Below are 17356 nucleotides of genomic sequence, written 5' to 3' on the forward strand. Positions count from 1 at the left end.
ATTATTGGCGTCCTATAAATGGAGTTACAATGCGCCCGTTTTCAGGCCGGAATGGCTTTGAAATAGGGTTTTGGCAAGGCGCGGGAGACCTACTCGATGCATGTGAAGTTGGCTTACGCCATGTCCGTCGCCGCACCGGTTGCAATGCTTGCCGGCTGCAGCAAAAAGAGCGACGACGAGGCGGGCAGGGACGCTGCGGCACGCGCAGTACCGGCTGCCAGCGACGTGCGCGCTGCCGGAACCGGTCGTGCGGTGCCGTCGGCGTGCCGCGTTGCGCAATCGGACAGTGACAAGGACAACGGGGCACGTTTGGCGATCGAGGAAATCAACGCGCAGGGCTCGAAGATCGGCATGCATTCGGCACGGCGGCCAGCACGCGCCGGCGGCGCTGCCATCGACCGGGCGACGGGCATGCAGATTGTCCGACAACGAGCCGCGGACCGTGATGCGGCAACAGCAGGGCGCGTCGAACGACGGACGCCCGGGTTTCGGGGCAACGCAGGCGACGTGCGGATGTCACTGATCCCCGTTCATTTCGATTCGACGAAACAGCGTGTCGCCGCGACTCATCGCGTCGCGGCGGGCGGGCTGCTTCGTTTCACGGATTCCGACGCAGTCCTGACGAAAGTCGGGCGCCACCTTCGCGATGCCGGTTCGGGCGCCGCGCGGGCGGCGGCGGACGGCCCGCTTGCAGCGCAGGCGACGGCGTCCGGCATCGGAGCGCAAATCCTTGGCGACAACGGCATGTGCGCCGCCAAGGTGGTCGAGCCCGCGGGCGACGCGGCGCGGAACCTGATCTGCCCGGAAGCAGGGTTCGCCCCGGCCCGGACGGAAAAAGGCACGGCGTTCGGGCAACCGGACACCGTTGCGGCACGCTGCCCTACGACTTCAAGGAGGCCAAGTACACCGTCCTCGATGTCGTGACGATTTAGCGACGGGACTCATGATGGCACCGGAACAGTGCGGTGCCGTTTCTGTATCCGCTCCGGCGGCAGGTCCGGCCGTACAGGCCGGGCGGCGCGCGCCGGGACGATCCACCCTTACCGGTATCGACTAGTACCCGCAGTGTCGCCGAGAAGGCGCGATTCCTCGCTTACCCGCGGGGCGCAACGTCCTCCGGCAGCATGGGCCAAGGAGCTTTAAATGGATATTTTCATCCAGCAGATCCTCAACGGGCTGGTGCTCGGCAGTGTGTACGCCATCATCGCGTTGGGTTACACGATGGTGTACGGCATTCTCGGCATCATCAACTTTGCGCACGGCGACGTGCTGATGATCGGCGCGATGGTCGCCCTGTCGGCGATCACCGTGCTGCAGAACCATTTCCCCGGACTCGGCAACGTCGCGACGCTGACGATCGGCCTTGGCATCGCCGCCGTCGTCTGCGCGTGCGTGGGCTACACGATCGAACGTGTCGCGTACCGGCCGCTGCGCCGTGCGCCGCGTCTCGCCCCGCTGATCACCGCGATCGGCGTGTCGATCCTGCTGCAGACGGCCGCGATGATCATCTGGTCGCGCAACCCGCTGCCGTTCCCGCAATTGCTGCCGACCGATCCGATCAACGTGATCAAGGCGACCGACACGACGCCCGGCGCCGTGATCTCGGTGACTGAAATCGTGATCATCGCGGTGGCGTTCATCGTGATGGCGGGCCTCCTGCTGCTCGTGCACAAGACCAAGCTCGGCCGCGCGATGCGTGCGATCGCCGAAAGCCCGAACACCGCGAGCCTGATGGGCGTGAACCCGAACTTCGTGATTTCGGCGACGTTCATGATCGGCTCCGCGCTCGCCGCGCTGGCCGGCGTGATGATCGCATCCGAATACGGCAACGTGCACTTCTACATGGGCTTCATCCCCGGCATGAAGGCGTTCACGGCGGCGGTGCTCGGCGGGATCGGCAACCTCGGCGGCGCGATGGTCGGCGGCGTGGTGCTCGGCCTGATCGAGCAGCTCGGCGCGGGTTACATCGGCAACCTCACGGGCGGCGTATTCGGCAGTAACTACCAGGACGTGTTCGCATTCATCGTGCTGATCATCGTGCTGGTGTTCCGTCCGTCGGGCCTGCTGGGCGAACGTGTCGCGGACCGCGCGTAACGGAAGGGGAGCAAACAACATGACATCCATTCAACCGATCGAATCCTCGACGTCGCTCGTCGAAGAACGCAACACGACGAAGACCGTCGTCATCGGCATCCTGACCGCGGCCTTCGTGATCGCGGCGCCGATCATCATCGGCTCGGCGGGCGGCAACTACTGGGTCCGCGTGCTCGACTTCGCGATGCTGTACGTGATGCTCGCGCTGGGTCTGAACGTGGTGGTCGGCTTCGCCGGCCTGCTCGACCTGGGCTACATCGCGTTCTACGCGGTGGGCGCGTACACGGCGGCGCTGCTGAGCTCGCCTCACCTGACCTCGCAGTTCGAGTGGATCGCGGCGCTCGCGCCGAACGGCCTGCACATCCCGTTCCTGATCATCGTGCCGATCGCGATGGCGCTGGCGGCGACCTTCGGGATCCTGCTCGGCGCGCCGACGCTGCGCCTGCGCGGCGACTACCTGGCGATCGTCACGCTCGGCTTCGGTGAAATCGTCCGGATCTTCATGAACAACCTCGACCGTCCGGTGAACATCACCAACGGCCCGAAGGGGATCACGGGCATCGATCCGGTGCACGTCGGCGGCTTCAACCTGTCGCAGACGCACTCGATCTTCGGCTTCCAGCTGCCGTCGGTCTACATGTACTACTACCTGTTCGTGCTCTGCGCGCTGCTGGTGATCTGGGTCTGTACGCGCCTGCAGCACTCGCGTATCGGCCGTGCATGGGCCGCGATCCGCGAAGACGAAATCGCCGCGAAGGCAATGGGCATCAATACCCGTAACGTGAAGCTGCTCGCGTTCGCGATGGGCGCGTCGTTCGGCGGCCTGTCGGGCGCGATGTTCGGTGCGTTCCAGGGCTTCGTGTCGCCCGAGTCGTTCACGTTCTGGGAATCGATCGTCGTGCTCGCCTGCGTGGTGCTCGGCGGCATGGGCCACATCCCCGGCGTGATCCTGGGCGCGGTGCTGCTCGCGATCTTCCCGGAATTCCTGCGTTCGACGATGAGCCCGCTGCAGCATGCGATCTTCGGTCACGACATCGTCGATACCGAAGTGATCCGTCAGGCGCTGTACGGCCTCGCGATGGTGATCATCATGCTGTATCGCTCGGAAGGCCTGTGGCCGGCGCCGAAGCATGAGGACAAGATCGCGAAACTGGCGAAGCGCAACAGCAAGAAGCCGGTGCGCGCTTAACCAACGGACAAGGGGATATCACACATGAGCGACAAGCAAATCCGACTGTCCGTCAAAGGCGTGAACAAGCGCTTCGGCGGCTTGCAGGCACTGTCCGACGTCGGCCTCGAGATCAAGGAAGGCGAGATCTACGGCCTGATCGGCCCGAACGGCGCCGGCAAGACCACGTTCTTCAACGTGATCACGGGCCTCTACACGCCGGACTCCGGCGAGTTCAAGCTGGACGGCACGGAATACAAGCCGACCGCGGTGCACCAGGTCGCGAAGACGGGCATCGCGCGCACGTTCCAGAACATTCGCCTGTTCGGCGGGATGACCGCGCTGGAGAACGTGATGGTGGGCCGCCACGTGCGCACCAAGCACGGGCTGCTCGGCGCGGTGTTCCAGACGCCGGCCGAACGCCAGGAAGAGCGCGAGATCAAGGAACGCGCGATCGAGCTGCTCGAATACGTCGGCGTGCTGCAGTACGCGGACTACACGTCGCGCAACCTGTCGTACGGCCACCAGCGCCGGCTGGAAATCGCCCGCGCGCTGGCGACCGACCCGAAGCTGCTCGCGCTCGACGAGCCGGCGGCCGGGATGAACGCGACCGAGAAGGTCGAACTCACGCGCCTGCTCGACAAGATCCGCTCGGACGGCCGCACGATCCTGCTGATCGAGCACGACGTGAAGCTCGTGATGGGGCTGTGCAACCGGATGACGGTGCTCGATTACGGCAAGGTGATCGCCGAGGGTCTGCCGCAGGACGTGCAGAAGAATCCGAAGGTGATTGAGGCATATCTCGGCGCAGGGGTGCACTGATGGCAGCGGCAATGTTGAAAATCAAGGGCTTGCAGGTCAACTACGGCGGTATCCAGGCCGTCAAGGGCGTTGACATGGAAGTCCGCCAGGGCGAGCTCGTGACGCTGATCGGCGCGAACGGTGCCGGCAAGACCACGACGATGAAGGCGATCACGGGTCTCAAGCCGTACTCGGCGGGCGACATCGAGTACGACGGCAAGTCGATCAAGGGCGTGCCGTCGCACGAACTGCTCAAGCGCGGCCTCGCGATGGTGCCGGAAGGCCGCGGGATCTTCGCGCGGATGTCGATCATCGAGAACATGCAGATGGGCGCGTATCTGCGCAACGACAAGGAGCAGATCAAGAAGGACGTCGACCGGATGTTCGGCTTCTTCCCGCGCCTGAAGGAGCGCGCGACGCAGCTGGCGGGCACGCTGTCGGGCGGCGAGCAGCAGATGCTGGCGATGTCGCGCGCGATCCTGTCGAAGCCGAAGCTGCTGCTGCTCGACGAGCCGTCGATGGGCTTGTCGCCGATCATGGTCGAGAAGATCTTCGAAGTGGTGCGCGAGATCTCGAAGGAGGGCATCACGGTGCTGCTGGTCGAGCAGAACGCACGCCTCGCGCTGCAGGCGGCCGACCGCGGTTATGTGATGGACTCGGGCACGGTCACGATGGAAGGCGACGCGAAGCAGATGCTCGACGATCCGAAGGTGCGGGCCGCGTATCTGGGCGAATGAGCGAGGCCGGTGCGGCGCGGCGGCGGATGCCGGCGTGCCGCGCAAGGGCTTTCGAAAAGCTGTCACGGGATGCCGTGGCAGCTTTTTTTTCGTGCAGCGCGCCCGGCGGCGAACTTGTGCATGCGGAGGCGACTCCATTCATTCGGCGGTGACGCCGACCATGCGGCGCGGGACGCGGCAACCGGCCGTCCGCGACCGGCCTTCCGCAACCGGCCGTCCGCAAACCGACACGCGGGCTGCGTAGCATGGTCGATCCATCGGGACACGGAGAGCACGCATGAGTCTGGACTACGGTTTCGTGAAGGCGAAGGTGACGTCGGTGGCGCAGTTGAAGGGCTCGCCGCACGGCAGCGAGATCCAGTATCACATCCACCTGACACTCGCACTGCCGACGGGCGACTGGGACGTCGCGATCAACGTCGGCACCAACGACGCGGACGACTTGCTGAACTACAAGCTCGTCTACGATTTCCATCATCCGGTCACGGCGACGCTCGCGGCCGCGGCCGAAGGCTATACCGATCTCACCGGGCAAACCGCGCTGCCGGCGCTCGACTATCTGCGCAGCGACATCCTGAACGAGACCGGCGCATGGCGCGCCAGCGCGGTGATGGACGGCACCGAGAACGCGGAGCCGATCCCGTCGCTGCTGCGGCTCGTCAACGCCGCGCAGTCGCAGGGGCTCGACGTCGTCGTGTTCGGCCGCACGTATTCGGAAGGCAACGGCATTCACGACACGCACATGAACCAGGGGTCGACGGGCTCGCACTATCTGCACCGCGCGGGCGACGACCACAACGATCACAACGACGTCTGGCAGGACGGCGCGTTGATCGTGCGCGTGAGCGAGTCGCAGTGGGCCGCGTATTTCGCGGCGTTCGAGCAGCAGGCCGTGCCGACCGACGCGCTCGGCAATCCGCTGCCGGACGCGGGGCCGATCACGCGCTGATGGGGGCTGCCGGCGTCAGGCGGCCGGCAGCGCCTTGCCGAACGAGATGCGTTCCTCGACGCGATAGCCGAGCGCCGCATAGAAGCGGCACGCATCGTCGTTGCCGGGCAGCACCTGCAGATTGATCTTCAGGCAGCCGCGCGCGGCGAGCGCGCGTTCCGCATGCGCGATCAGCGCGCGGCCGATGCCGAGTCGCCGTGCATCGTTCGACACGCCGAACGAGTAGAGCCAGCCGCGATGTCCGTCGAAACCCGCCATCAGCGTGCCGACGATCCGCGCGCCGCTGGTCGCGACGAAGAACAGTTCCGGCTGCGTCGCGAGCTTCAGCTCGATCGATCGCAGCGAATCGCGGTGCGGCGGCGCGCCGGCTTCGTCGTACTGCGGGAACGCGTCGCGCCAGACCGCGAGCACGGCATCGGTGTCGGCGCGTTCGAACGGGCGGATAGCGACAGCATCGGCGGCGGCATCCATCGCGGCGGTCTCCTCAGAGCGTGTCGAGGATCGACCGCAGCATCGCCATCATCTGGTCGATTTCCTCGGTCGTGACGTTCAGCGCGGGCATGAAGCGCAGCAGGTTCGGGCGCGCCGCGTTCAGCAGCAGGCCGTCGGGCTGCATGTCGCGCGCCTTCTCGACGATCTGCGGGCCGATGTCCTTGCCGAGCAGCAGCGCGCGCAGCAGGCCTTCGCCGCGTTCGCCCTCGAAACCGCGCTCCTCCGACAGCTCGAGCAGCTTGCGCTTCAAGTATTCGCCGCGCGCGCGCACGCCTTCGAGGAAGCCGGGCGCGACGAGTTGCGAGATCACCGAATGGCCGACCGCCGTCATCAGCGGGTTGCCGTTGTACGTGCCGCCCTGGTCGCCGGCCTCGAACACCGCGACGTCGGCCTTCGACAGCAGCGCGCCGAGCGGTGCGCCGCCGCCGATGCCCTTCGCGAGCGTCATGATGTCCGGCTCGATGCCGGACAGCTCGTACGCGAACAGCGTGCCCGCGCGGCCGCAGCCGCTTTGCACTTCGTCGACGATCAGCAGCAGGTCGTGCTGCTTCGTCAGCGCACGCAGCGCCTGCATGAATTCACGCGTCGCCGGAATCACGCCGCCTTCGCCCTGGATCGGCTCGAGCATCACCGCGACGGTCTTGTCGGTGATCAGCTTCTCGACCGAGTTGATGTCGTTCAGCTCGGCCTTCGGGAAGCCCGGCACCTGCGGTGCGTAGATCGTGTCCCAGCCCGGCTTGCCGCTGGCCGACATCGTCGCGAGCGTGCGGCCGTGGAAGCTGTGGTCGAACGTGATGATCTCGTACGCGCCGTTCTTGAACTTGCGGCCCCATTTGCGCGCGAGCTTGATCGCGCCTTCGTTCGCTTCCGCGCCGCTGTTCGTGAAGAACACCTTGTCGAACACGCTGTGCTGCGTCAGCAGCCCCGCAAGCTTCGCCATCGGTTCGTTGTAGAACGCGGGCGACGGGTTCAGCAGCTTCTCGGCCTGCGTCTTCAGCGCTTCGACGATGCCGTCGTTGCAGTGGCCGAGACTGTTGACGGCCCAGCCCTGAATGAAGTCCAGATAGCGCTTGCCGGTGTGATCGTAGAGCCACGAACCCTTGCCGTGCGTAAACACGATGTCGGGGCGGTTCGTGATGTACATCAGCGAGTCGATCGGGTAATCGTTCAGGGACATGACAGCAGACTCCAGCGGACGTTGAAAGGGAAACGGGCAATAAAAAAGCCACGGAAGGCCGTGGCTGGTAGGTCGAACAGCTTGTGCGTAACCGGTGAAGCGGAGGGAGGGTTACGCGCGAGTCCGTGACGAGCCGGCGGCATCCGGGCGGAGCGGCGAGCGGCGACGTCGGAGAGCGGACAGGAAGCGGTTCATGTGCGCAAGCATAAGGCATCCCGCGCCCCACTGTAAACCGCCGCGATGCCACGGATGTGACACGGCGGCGCGCAGCGGGGACGCGGGCGCGCCCGGTGCTCAGACCGGGTGCGCGAGATCGGCGGCGCTCGTGAACGAGTCGGCGTAGAACTCGTCGGCCGGCAGCGCGTGGTGCTGCGTGAAGTCGCGCTGCGCGGATTCGACCATCACCGGCGCGCCGCACGCGTACACCTGGTGGCCCGACAGATCGGGCAGGTCCTCGATCACCGCGCGGTGGACGAAGCCGGTGCGGCCCGTCCACTGGTCGGCGTCGTCCGGCTCGGACAGCACCGGCACGTACTTGAAGTTCGGGATCTCGCGCGCCCATTGCTCGGCGAGCTCGCCGAGGTAGATGTCCTTCTTGCGGCGTGCGCCCCAATAGAGCGTCATCGGGCGCGTGATGCCGGAATGCCTGACGTGCTCGATGATCGCCTTGATCGGCGCGAAGCCGGTGCCCGACGCGAGCAGCACGATCGGCTTGTCGGAATCCTCGCGCAGGAAGAACGTGCCGAGCGGGCCTTCGAAGCGCAGGATGTCGCGCTCCTTCATCGCGCCGAACACATGGTCGGTAAACTTGCCGCCCGGCATGTGGCGGATGTGCAGCTCGATCGGGCCTTCCTCGTGCGGCGCATTCGCCATCGAGTAGCTGCGGCGCGAGCCGTCCTTCAGGATGAACTCGACGTACTGGCCCGCGAGGTATTGCAGGCGCTCGTTGGCGGGCAACTGCAGCTTCACGACCATCACGTCGTCGGCGCGGCGCTCGAGCGCGGCGATCCGGCACGGCAGCTTCTTCACCTGCACGCCGTCGACGCCGGCGATTTCACGCACGTCGATCTCGAGGTCGCATTGCGCCTTCGAACAGCAGAGCAGCGCGAGGCCGCGCGTGCGTTCGTCGTTGGACAGTGCCGACGCGGCGTGCGGGCCCTGTTCGATCTGGCCCGACACGATCTGGCCCTTGCAGGAGCCGCACGCGCCGTTCTTGCATCCGTACGGCAGGTGGACGTTCTGGCGCAGCGCCGCCGCCAGCACGGTTTCGTCCGACTCGACCTGGAACTGCCGGCCGCTTTGCTTGAGAGTAACGTTGAATGCCATAGAACCAAATAGAACAAAATGTGGGGACCGTGCATGTCGGCACGGCAGCTACAATGCAAACCCGTTGCGCGCCGCGCAACGGTGGCTACTGATTTCGCAACCATCATGATCGCGACTCGAATCCTGCGCCGGCCGCGCGCACTGATCGTCGGCTGCGGCGACGTCGGCCTGCGTTGCGTCGCGCAATGGCGCGCCGCGCGCCGCAACCTGCGCATCGTCGCGCTGACGAGCCATCCGGGCCGCTGCGACGAATTGCGCGCGGCAGGCGCGACGCCGATCGTCGGCGACCTCGATCGCCGCGCGACGCTCGGACGTATCGCGGGGCTCGCCCGCACGATCCTGCATCTCGCGCCGCCGCAATCCGACGGCCGCGACGATCGCCGCACCCGCGCGCTGATCGCCGCATTGTCCGTGCCTGCACGGCGGCCATCCGCACCGCCGGTGTCGCCGGTCGGCCGGCTCCGCACGCTGCGTGCCGCGACCCGGCAGGCCGGCGTGCCGGCGCGGGCAGCGCGTATTGTACCCGACGCCCTTCGCGCGCCGACGCTCGTCTACGCCAGCACGACGGGCGTATACGGCGATTGCGGCGGGGCGCGAATCGACGAGACGCAGCCGCTGCGCCCCGCGAATCCGCGCGCGTTCCGGCGCGTGTCGGCCGAGCGTCAGTTGCGCGCGGCGACGGTGCGCGGCGTGCTGTCCGCGCGCATCGTGCGCATTCCCGGCATCTACGCGGCGAACCGGCTGCCGCTCGCGCGGCTCGAGCGCGGCACGCCGGCGCTCGACGCGGCCGACGACGTCTACACGAACCATATCCACGCGGACGATCTCGCGGCGATCCTGCGGCGCGCGGCCGTGCGCGGCAAGCCGGCGCGCGCCGTGCACGCGTCGGACGACAGCGAACTGCGGATGGGGGAGTATTTCGACCGGGTCGCGCAGGTGTTCGGCCTGCCGCTGCCGCCGCGGATCAGTCGCGCGGACGCCGAACATCGGCTCGAACCGACGCTTCTGTCGTTCATGCGCGAGTCGCGGCGCCTGTCGAATGCACGGCTCAAGGCCGAATTGTGCGTGACGTTGCGCTATCCGACCGTAGACGAATTCCTTCAAACGCTCGCGCCGCGCGGCGCGTCAGGTGAGCGCCGGTAACGCCTCGATCAGCAGGAAGCACAGCAACGCGCCGATCAGCGCGCCGATCAGGTTCGGATGATATTTGTGCTTCATGTGCATCGTGGCCAGCAGCCCGCCGATCACGATGGCACCCACGACCGCGAAGGCGATCGTCACGTACGACAGTTCGAAAGAATGGTTGATGTTCATGATGTCTCCCCTGCATTGCTGCTCGTACAGCTTGTGATTTCAGTATAGCGGGGGATCGTGCGGCCGCGACGCGGCCGGACACCGAACGATCGTGCGGATTTTCCCTTACAGGGTTTTGACGGAATTGCGCAGGGCTGAAAGGTCGTCTTCCCCGAGCCAGCGCCATGCGCCCGGCGCCAGGTCGTCCGGCAGCGTGAAACCGCCGATGCTTTCGCGATGCAGTGCCTCGACGCGGTTGCTGGCCGCGGCGACCATGCGTTTCACTTGATGATATTTGCCTTCGAGGACGGTCAGCGCGAGTGCGTGCGTGTCGCGCGCGTCGGCGGCGACCGCCGCGATCGGCTTCGGCTCGCCGTGGAGCTGCACGCCGGCGCGCAGCGCGTCCAGTTGGGCATCGTCGAGCGGGTGGCGCACGGTCGCGACGTAGGTCTTCGGCACCTTGCGCTTCGGAGACGTGTACGCATGCACGAACTGGCCGTCGTCGGACAGCAGCAGCAGGCCCGTCGTGTCCTGGTCGAGGCGGCCGACGCACTGCACGCCGCGTGCGACGAGCGGCGCGGGCAGCAGGCTGAACACGCTCGCGTGGTGTTGCGGGTCGCGCGAACACTCGTAGCCGGCCGGCTTGTTGAGCGCGAGATACGCGCGGGCGTGGAACGGCCAGGCGTTGTCGTCGACCGTGAACACGAGGCCGTCGGTGTCGAACGACGCGTCGGGGTCGGTCGCGCTCGCGCCCGCGACGGTGACGCGGCCCGTTTCGATCAGGCCGCGGCACTGGCGGCGCGAGCCGAAGCCCTGCGTGTAGAGAATGCTTTCGAGATCCATAGCGCGCGCATTCTATCAAGCGGCGCGCCGGCGCCGGCACGAACTCGCCCGCGCTGGTAAGCTGCGGAGCGCTGGGCGCGACGCGGGGCACGTTCCTTCTTCATGGAAAGTGGCCATCGCACGCAAGGTACGTACGGCTCCAGCGTGAAGCAGTGCCACCGCGGCGGCGGGTCCGTGCCAGGGCTGTTGCCGTCTTCACCCGACACGGAGTTTGCCGCATGAATCCGACGACGCTCGATGCACTCGCCGATTTTCCCCGCCAGCTCGAAGCTCATTTCGCCGCCGTGCCGGACGGCTATGCACGCTGGACTCCCGACGACTGGAACGGCATCCCGAGCGAGCACTTCTCGCCGCTCGGGCAACTCTGCCACGTGCGCGACATCGAGATCGACGGCTACCACGTGCGGTTGAGGCGGATGCTCGATGAGGATCATCCGCTGCTCGTATCGGTCGACGGCGACGCGCTTGCGATCGAGCGCCGCTACGACGCCGCGAACGCGTCCGACGTGCTCGCGGCGATCCGCGACGCGCGGCGCGAGACGCTCGACGTCGTGTCGCGACTGACGCCCGGGCAGCTTGCACGCACGGGCGAATTCGACGGCTATGGCGCGCTGACCGTGCGCGGCCTCGTTCATTATCTGTGCAGCCACGACCAGCAGCATCTGGCCGGGATGCAGTGGCTGCTCGGCAAGATCGACGCGGCGCTTTACGCACGCTGACTCACGCGGGCGCGGTGGCGGTGCGACGTGTCGCGCCAAGGCCAGGCAGATTTCGCCGCCCGCGTCGGTGGGGCAGCCCGCCATTTCGGATGCCTGATTGGATCGTTTTTCTGGATAATTCATCCAGCCATGCCCGGCTGACCGGCGCGTCGTGCGTGCCTACACTCCTAGCTTCACCCAACGCAAAAAGGAGTCAACCGTGGCTACTCACACGCTCGCAGACAAGGTCGTCCTGATCGCAGGCGGCGCCAAGAATCTCGGTGGCCTGATCGCCCGGGATCTGGCCGGCCACGGCGCGAAGGCGGTGGCGATTCACTACAACAGCGCGGCATCGCAGGCGCAGGCCGAAGAGACGGCCGCCGCCGTGCGCGCGGCCGGCGCGCAAGCCGCGACGTTCCAGGCCGATCTGACGACGGCCGCCGCGGTCGAGAAGCTGTTCGGCGACGCGAAGCAGCGCTTCGGCAAGATCGACATCGCGATCAACACCGTCGGCAAGGTGCTGAAGAAGCCGTTCACCGAAATCTCCGAGGCCGAATACGACGAAATGTTCGCGGTGAACAGCAAGTCCGCGTTCTTCTTCATCAAGGAAGCGGGGCGGCACCTCGAGGATCACGGCAAGCTCGTCACGCTCGTGACGTCGCTGCTCGGCGCGTTCACGCCGTTCTATGCGGCCTATGAAGGATCGAAGGCGCCCGTCGAGCACTTCACACGCGCGGCGTCGAAGGAATACGGCGCGCGCGGCATCTCGGTGACGGCGGTCGGGGCGGGCCCGATGGACACGCCGTTCTTCTATCCGGCCGAAGGTGCCGACGCCGTCGCGTATCACAAGACGGCGGCCGCGCTGTCGCCGTTCAGCAAGACGGGCCTCACCGACATCGAGGACGTCGTGCCGTTCATCCGCCATCTCGTGACCGACGGCTGGTGGATCACCGGTCAGACGATCCTGATCAACGGCGGCTATACGACCAAGTAACGGGCCGTGCCGGCGGTCGCCGCGTGCGCGCGGCGACCCGCAATGGACCGTTTGCATGGACAATGGGCGGGCGCGCGGGCACGAGGCCGCGCGCCCGTTTCTTCTGTGCCGCCGGGATCGGCCGCGACGCGCGGCGCTTGCCGGTGACGGTCGTCCGAACCCACGTTTTCCGCCCGCCGATGGACAAGCTGGACCAGGTCAGAATCTTCCTTCAGGTTGCCGAGATGGGCAGCTTCATCAAGGCCGCGCATGCGCTCGACGTGCCGCGCGCGACGGTGTCGGCCGCCGTCCAGCAGCTCGAGACCGCACTCGGCACGCGCCTGTTGCACCGTACGACGCGGCAGGTGCAGCTGACGGCCGACGGCGCGCTGCTGCTGGAGCGTGGCCGGCGCCTGCTCGCGGAAGCCGACGAGCTCGACCGGCTGTTCCGGCGCCGCGATCGCGACGTGATCGGGCGGCTGAACGTCGATGCGCCGAGCCGGATCGCGCGCCGCGTGATCGCGCCCGCGCTGCCGTCGCTGTTTCGCCGCTACCCGAAGCTGCAACTGTCGCTCGGCTCGACGGACCGCTCGATCGATCTCGTGCAGGAGGGCGTCGACTGCGCGATCCGGGTCGGGCGGCTCGCGGACAGCAGCCTCGTGGTACGGCCGCTCGGCCAGTTCGCGCTGATCAACTGCGCGAGCCCCGACTACCTGCGCGAATGCGGCGTGCCCGAGCACCCCGATGCGCTCGCGCACGGGCACTGGGCGATCGGCTATGCGTCGCCGACGACCGGCCGCGAGCTCGGCTGGGAATACTGCGCGGACGGCGAGCACCGCACACTGGCGCTGCCGAGCCGCGTGATCGTCAACAACGCCGAAACCTATATCGCGAGCTGCATCGCCGGGATGGGGCTGATCCAGATTCCGCGCTTCGACGTCGTGCATCTGCTCGACAGCGGGGCGCTGGTCGAGGTGATGCCCGGCCATCGGGCCGCGCCGATGGACGTGTCGGCCGTCTATCCGCATCGCCGGCACCGGTCGAGGCGGCTCAATGCGTTCGTCGAATGGTTCGCGGAGTTGATGACGGATGCGCTGAACGACACGGGCGCGGCTGCGACCGGCGACTGAAAAGGGTGCCGCGCGTTCAGTCGGCGTGTGCCGAGAACTGCCGCGTGCGTCCGGTGGCCCGCACCGCGTCGATCAGCGCGGCGCCGGCACCGCCGGGCTTCGCTGCGAACGCGTAAAAGCGTGCGGCCGGCAACGTCGGCAGGCCATCGCGCGGCCCGCATGCGCGCAGGCCGTCGCGCAATTGGCTGCGCGCGAGCGCCGTGACCGCGAAGCCGGCGAGCGCGGCCGACACGCAGCCGGCCATGCTCGCGCTTTCGAACTGCACGCGAAAGCGCCGCGGTGCGGCCGCGAGCGCGGATACCGCGGCTTCCCGGTACACGCATGGCTCCGGAAACAGCGCGAGCGGCACGTCGCTTTCGGCGTCGAGCGGCGTATCCGACGCGAACGCCCATACCAGCGGCTCTTCCCACAGCAGTTCGCCCGGCGCGTCGACCTGCCGGCATTGCTTGCCGAACACGACGTCGAGCCGGCCCAGCGTCTGCTCGCGCAGCAGCGCCGCGGTGATGCCGACCTTCAGTTCGATCGACGTGTGCGGATGGCTGTCGCGGAACGTGCGCAACACCTGCGGCAGCCACGTTCCCGCGAAGTCTTCTGACGCGCCCACGCGCAGCCGGCCATACGCCGACGCGCCGCGCAGCCGGGCGCGCACTTCGCGCTCCATGTCGACGATGTTGCGCGCGTACGCGTACAGCGTATCGCCGGCCGGCGTGAGCGCGATGTGGCGCGTGGTGCGCGCGAGCAGCACCGTGCCGGCCGCCTGCTCGAGCCGCTTGATGTGGCCGCTGACCGCGGACGGCGTCAGCGCGAGGCGTTCCGCGGCCGGCGCGAAGCCGCGGCTGTCGACGACTTCGAGGAAGGTGCGCAACAGCGCGATGTCGAGCGCGGTCGACGCGGGATCGGTCAGCGGTTCCATGGGTAATTCAACGCGATATTCGAAGAATGAATGATGATACGCCGCGAATCGTGATGAAAGGCGGGTCTACCATGGGCTATTCAGGCTGACTCACCGGAGTGCACATGACCGCTTATCGATATGCGACCACCGCGTCGCTCGAACTTGCCTATCTCGAATGGAATCCGCGCGGCGAACACGTGGCCGTGCTGCTGCATGGCTGGCCGGACAGCCCGGTCGGCTGGGAAGCCGTGGCCGAAACGCTGGCCGCGCACGGCTACCGCGTGCTCGCACCCGCGCTGCGCGGCTTCGCACCGACCCGCTTTCGCGATCCCGCGACGCCGCGCAGCGGCCAGCTCGCGGCGCTTGGCCGCGACCTGCTCGAATTCATCGACGTGCTCGGCATCGAACGGCCGGTCCTGGTCGGGCACGATTGGGGTGCCCGCGCGGTTGCGAACGCGTGCGGATTGCGCGACGGCGCGGCCTCGCATCTGGTGATGCTGTCGGTGGGGTACGGCACGAACGACCCGGCCCAGCCGCTGTCGCTGCCGCAGGCGCGCAATTACTGGTACCACTGGTTCATGGCGACGCCGCGCGGCGAGCAGGCGCTGCGCGACGATCGCCGTGCGTTCGCGCGCCTGATGTGGGACACGTGGTCGCCGGCCGGCTGGTACGACGCGCGCGACTTCGACGCGGCGGCGACTGCCTTCGACGGGCCGGACTGGATCGACGTGGTGCTGCATTCGTACCGTTATCGCTGGGGATTCGTCGACGGCGGGGCCGCCTATGCGGAAGACGAAGCGCAACTGACGCCCGCGCCCGAGCTGTCGGTGCCGACGCTGGTGCTGCACGGCGGCGCGGATACCTGCAACGGGCCGGAGACTTCGGCCGGGCGCGAGCGGTTCTTCACCGGCCGCTATGAGCGGACCGTGCTCGATGGCGTCGGGCACTTTCCGCAGCGCGAGGCGCCGACGGCCGTCGCGGACGCGATCCTGCGGTTCTGCGAGCAGGGTTGAACGTGCGGCGCGCGCCTTGGGGTGAGGTCGGTCGAGCCGGTCACTCGGTGCGGTGCGGAATGTTGTCCGGGAACGGGTAGGGCGCATGCGGCCCAGGCCAGTCGGGCACGGGCGGCTCGCGGAGCAGATCGCATCCGCCCAGCATGATCGACAGCAGCGCGACGAGCATGCCGCGGCCAATCCGGCTCGAAAAGAAGACGCGCGTGGACATGAGCGGCCTCCGTGCTTGCGTGTCCTGATGCTTGGACTGTCGGCGGAGGGTGCGCGTTGCGGTGTGCGATGCGCGCGGGAAAAACACGCGGCAAAAACAAAAAACCCGCGAAGCGGCGAGCTTGCGCGGGTTTCGACAGGTGCAGCGCATGACGCTGCGAAATACTGGTGCCCAGGGCCGGAATCGAACCGGCACGCCTTGCGGCGGGGGATTTTGAGTCCCCTGCGTCTACCAATTTCACCACCTGGGCTTTGATCCTGGCCGCGCATGCGATTGTGCGCGGCGAAACGCGGATTATGGCGGAAAACGGGGCACCGGGCAAGCTGTCCGGCGATCGTCCTTGCGTTACTGGCTCAGATAGACGAACTGGCCGTGTTTCACGATTCCCATCACGCTCGCGCGTTGATCGAGCCCCACGTGATCCTTGTCGCTCGTGTTGACGACGCCGTTCGGCACGACGAGCTCGTGCGCACGCTCGAGCTCGCGCCGCAGCGCCGCGCGGAAGGCCGGCGTGCCGGGCTGCGCGGCCTTGAGCGCGCGGCCGACCGCGTCGGCGAGGCGCGGATAGACACCCGCCGCGTCGCCCGCGAACTGCGTGACGGTGCCGGCGCCGTATTTCGCTTCGTACGCATCGACGAACGCGAGCGCGGCCTTGCGGGCCGGATGGTCGGCGGGCAGCGTGCGCGCGACGACGACCGGCTGGGTCGGGAACAGCGTCCCGTCGACGTCCTTGCCGCCGAGCTTGATGAATTCGGGCGTCGCGATCCCGTGCGTCTGGTAGATCACGCCCTTGTAGCCGCGCTCGATCAGCGTGCGCTGCGGCAGCACGGCTGGCGTGCCCGAGCCCGCGATCAGGATCGCGTCCGGCTTCGCCGCGATCAGCTTCAGCGCCTGGCCGGTGACGCTGGCGTCGGTGCGGTTGAAGCGCTCCGTCGCGATCACGCGGATCTTGCGGACTTCCGCGAAGCGTGTGAATTCATTCAGCCAGCTGTCGCCGTAGCTGTCCGCGAAGCCGATGAAGCCGACCGTCTTCACGCCGTGGTTGGCCATGTAGCGCGTCATCACGTCGGCCATCGCGCTGTCGCTCTGCGCCATCTTGAATGCCCAGGTCCGCGCGCCTTCCTGCGGCTCGACGATCGCGCCGGAGCCGACCAGCGTGATCATCGGCGTCTGCGCGGCCGCCACCGCGTCGAGCGCCGCGAGCGCGGCCGGCGTGATGTTCGGCCCGACCACGACGTCGACGTGATCCTCGTCGACCAGCTTGCGGATGTTGCGCACGGCGGCGCCCGGGTCGGACGCGTCGTCGAGCACCGTCACCTGCAGCGGCTGCCCGGCGATCGTCTTCGGCCACATCAGGATCGCGTTCTTGCTGGTGATGCCGATCGCGGCGGCCGGGCCGGTCGACGACAGGTCGACGCCGACCTTCAGATCGGCATGCGCGGCCGCGCAGGCGAGCACGAGGGCGGCGCCGGCGGCGCGGCGCAACGGGGCGGGAAGCGTCATGCGGGAATCTCCGTCGGGCAATAAAAAGGGGCGCAATGTGCGCCCCTGTGTTT

18 protein-coding genes, 1 tRNA gene and 1 pseudogene are annotated in these 17356 nt (G+C 67.4%); 11 read left to right on the forward strand and 9 right to left on the reverse strand.

Features of this window, described 5'->3' with window-relative positions; all coding sequences use genetic code 11:
* Window positions 1-96: 96 nt before the first annotated feature.
* The 6 genes and pseudogenes from WS46_RS25990 (at window position 97) to WS46_RS26015 (ending at window position 5749) form a co-directional block, all read left to right on the forward strand.
* A pseudogene (locus WS46_RS25990) lies at window positions 97-932 on the forward strand (branched-chain amino acid ABC transporter).
* Between the two features lie 211 nt (window positions 933-1143).
* Window positions 1144-2094 carry a branched-chain amino acid ABC transporter permease gene (locus tag WS46_RS25995; RefSeq protein WP_059468282.1) on the forward strand — a complete coding sequence of 317 codons (951 nt, stop codon included), beginning with the start codon at window positions 1144-1146 and terminating at the stop codon, window positions 2092-2094.
* Between the two features lie 19 nt (window positions 2095-2113).
* Window positions 2114-3283, forward strand: a complete 1170-nt coding sequence (locus WS46_RS26000) for an ABC transporter ATP-binding protein (protein WP_059527698.1) — start codon at window positions 2114-2116, stop codon at window positions 3281-3283.
* A 24-nt stretch (window positions 3284-3307) separates the two neighbouring features.
* Window positions 3308-4084, forward strand: coding sequence for an ABC transporter ATP-binding protein (locus tag WS46_RS26005; protein ID WP_011352945.1), 777 nt, complete (start codon window positions 3308-3310; stop codon window positions 4082-4084).
* Complete coding sequence (locus WS46_RS26010; RefSeq protein WP_027785191.1) at window positions 4084-4800, forward strand: ABC transporter ATP-binding protein; 717 nt, start codon at window positions 4084-4086, stop codon at window positions 4798-4800. The genes WS46_RS26005 and WS46_RS26010 overlap by 1 nt, the downstream gene beginning before the upstream one ends.
* Before the next feature lie 277 nt (window positions 4801-5077).
* Window positions 5078-5749: a DUF2278 family protein gene (locus WS46_RS26015; protein ID WP_059527695.1), complete on the forward strand. Its 672-nt coding sequence runs from the start codon at window positions 5078-5080 to the stop codon at window positions 5747-5749.
* Window positions 5750-5764: 15 nt separating this feature from the next.
* On the opposite strand, the gene WS46_RS26020 is transcribed toward WS46_RS26015, so the two are convergent.
* The 3 genes from WS46_RS26020 to WS46_RS26030 all read right to left on the reverse strand — a co-directional run bounded on the left by WS46_RS26020 (window position 5765) and on the right by WS46_RS26030 (window position 8744).
* Window positions 5765-6220, reverse strand: coding sequence for a GNAT family acetyltransferase (locus WS46_RS26020; RefSeq protein WP_059692222.1), 456 nt, complete (start codon window positions 6218-6220; stop codon window positions 5765-5767).
* 13 nt (window positions 6221-6233) lie between these two features.
* Window positions 6234-7418, reverse strand: a complete 1185-nt coding sequence (locus WS46_RS26025; protein WP_059527689.1) for an acetylornithine transaminase — start codon at window positions 7416-7418, stop codon at window positions 6234-6236.
* A gap of 294 nt (window positions 7419-7712) precedes the next feature.
* Window positions 7713-8744 carry a CDP-6-deoxy-delta-3,4-glucoseen reductase gene (locus WS46_RS26030; RefSeq protein WP_059527685.1) on the reverse strand — a complete coding sequence of 344 codons (1032 nt, stop codon included), beginning with the start codon at window positions 8742-8744 and terminating at the stop codon, window positions 7713-7715.
* A 105-nt stretch (window positions 8745-8849) separates the two neighbouring features.
* Here WS46_RS26030 and WS46_RS26035 point away from each other — a divergent pair, with 105 nt between their 5' ends.
* Window positions 8850-9887 carry an NAD-dependent epimerase/dehydratase family protein gene (locus WS46_RS26035; RefSeq protein ID WP_059692223.1) on the forward strand — a complete coding sequence of 346 codons (1038 nt, stop codon included), beginning with the start codon at window positions 8850-8852 and terminating at the stop codon, window positions 9885-9887.
* Here WS46_RS26035 and WS46_RS26040 read toward each other — a convergent pair.
* Together WS46_RS26040 and WS46_RS26045 are read right to left on the reverse strand one after the other, a co-directional pair.
* On the reverse strand, window positions 9870-10058 hold the full coding sequence (locus WS46_RS26040) for a hypothetical protein (RefSeq protein WP_059527680.1): 189 nt from the start codon (window positions 10056-10058) through the stop codon (window positions 9870-9872). The genes WS46_RS26035 and WS46_RS26040 overlap by 18 nt on opposite strands.
* Window positions 10059-10163: 105 nt before the next feature.
* A complete protein-coding gene (locus tag WS46_RS26045) occupies window positions 10164-10880 on the reverse strand; it encodes a pseudouridine synthase (RefSeq protein ID WP_059692224.1) in 717 nt (238 codons plus the stop codon).
* A gap of 218 nt (window positions 10881-11098) precedes the next feature.
* On the opposite strand from WS46_RS26045, the gene WS46_RS26050 reads away from it, so the two are divergent.
* The 3 genes from WS46_RS26050 (at window position 11099) to WS46_RS26060 (ending at window position 13681) form a co-directional block, all read left to right on the forward strand.
* Window positions 11099-11599, forward strand: coding sequence for a DinB family protein (locus tag WS46_RS26050; protein WP_059692225.1), 501 nt, complete (start codon window positions 11099-11101; stop codon window positions 11597-11599).
* Between the two features lie 199 nt (window positions 11600-11798).
* Window positions 11799-12572, forward strand: coding sequence for an SDR family oxidoreductase (locus tag WS46_RS26055; RefSeq protein ID WP_059692226.1), 774 nt, complete (start codon window positions 11799-11801; stop codon window positions 12570-12572).
* A gap of 179 nt (window positions 12573-12751) precedes the next feature.
* A complete protein-coding gene (locus tag WS46_RS26060; protein ID WP_059692269.1) occupies window positions 12752-13681 on the forward strand; it encodes a LysR family transcriptional regulator in 930 nt (309 codons plus the stop codon).
* 16 nt (window positions 13682-13697) lie between these two features.
* On the opposite strand, the gene WS46_RS26065 is transcribed toward WS46_RS26060, so the two are convergent.
* Window positions 13698-14594, reverse strand: a complete 897-nt coding sequence (locus WS46_RS26065) for a LysR family transcriptional regulator (protein ID WP_059692227.1) — start codon at window positions 14592-14594, stop codon at window positions 13698-13700.
* Between the two features lie 104 nt (window positions 14595-14698).
* Here WS46_RS26065 and WS46_RS26070 point away from each other — a divergent pair, with 104 nt between their 5' ends.
* Window positions 14699-15589, forward strand: a complete 891-nt coding sequence (locus tag WS46_RS26070; RefSeq protein ID WP_059692228.1) for an alpha/beta fold hydrolase — start codon at window positions 14699-14701, stop codon at window positions 15587-15589.
* 40 nt (window positions 15590-15629) lie between these two features.
* Here WS46_RS26070 and WS46_RS36155 read toward each other — a convergent pair whose 3' ends face one another.
* The 3 genes from WS46_RS36155 to WS46_RS26080 form a co-directional block, all read right to left on the reverse strand.
* On the reverse strand, window positions 15630-15800 hold the full coding sequence (locus WS46_RS36155) for a hypothetical protein (RefSeq protein WP_179949186.1): 171 nt from the start codon (window positions 15798-15800) through the stop codon (window positions 15630-15632).
* 165 nt (window positions 15801-15965) lie between these two features.
* Window positions 15966-16050 (reverse strand) — tRNA-Leu (locus WS46_RS26075).
* Between the two features lie 95 nt (window positions 16051-16145).
* Window positions 16146-17303 carry an ABC transporter substrate-binding protein gene (locus WS46_RS26080; protein ID WP_059692229.1) on the reverse strand — a complete coding sequence of 386 codons (1158 nt, stop codon included), beginning with the start codon at window positions 17301-17303 and terminating at the stop codon, window positions 16146-16148.
* Window positions 17304-17356: the final 53 nt, after the last annotated feature.

The organism is Burkholderia sp. RF4-BP95, from assembly GCF_001521985.1.
GTDB lineage: Bacteria > Pseudomonadota > Gammaproteobacteria > Burkholderiales > Burkholderiaceae > Burkholderia > Burkholderia diffusa.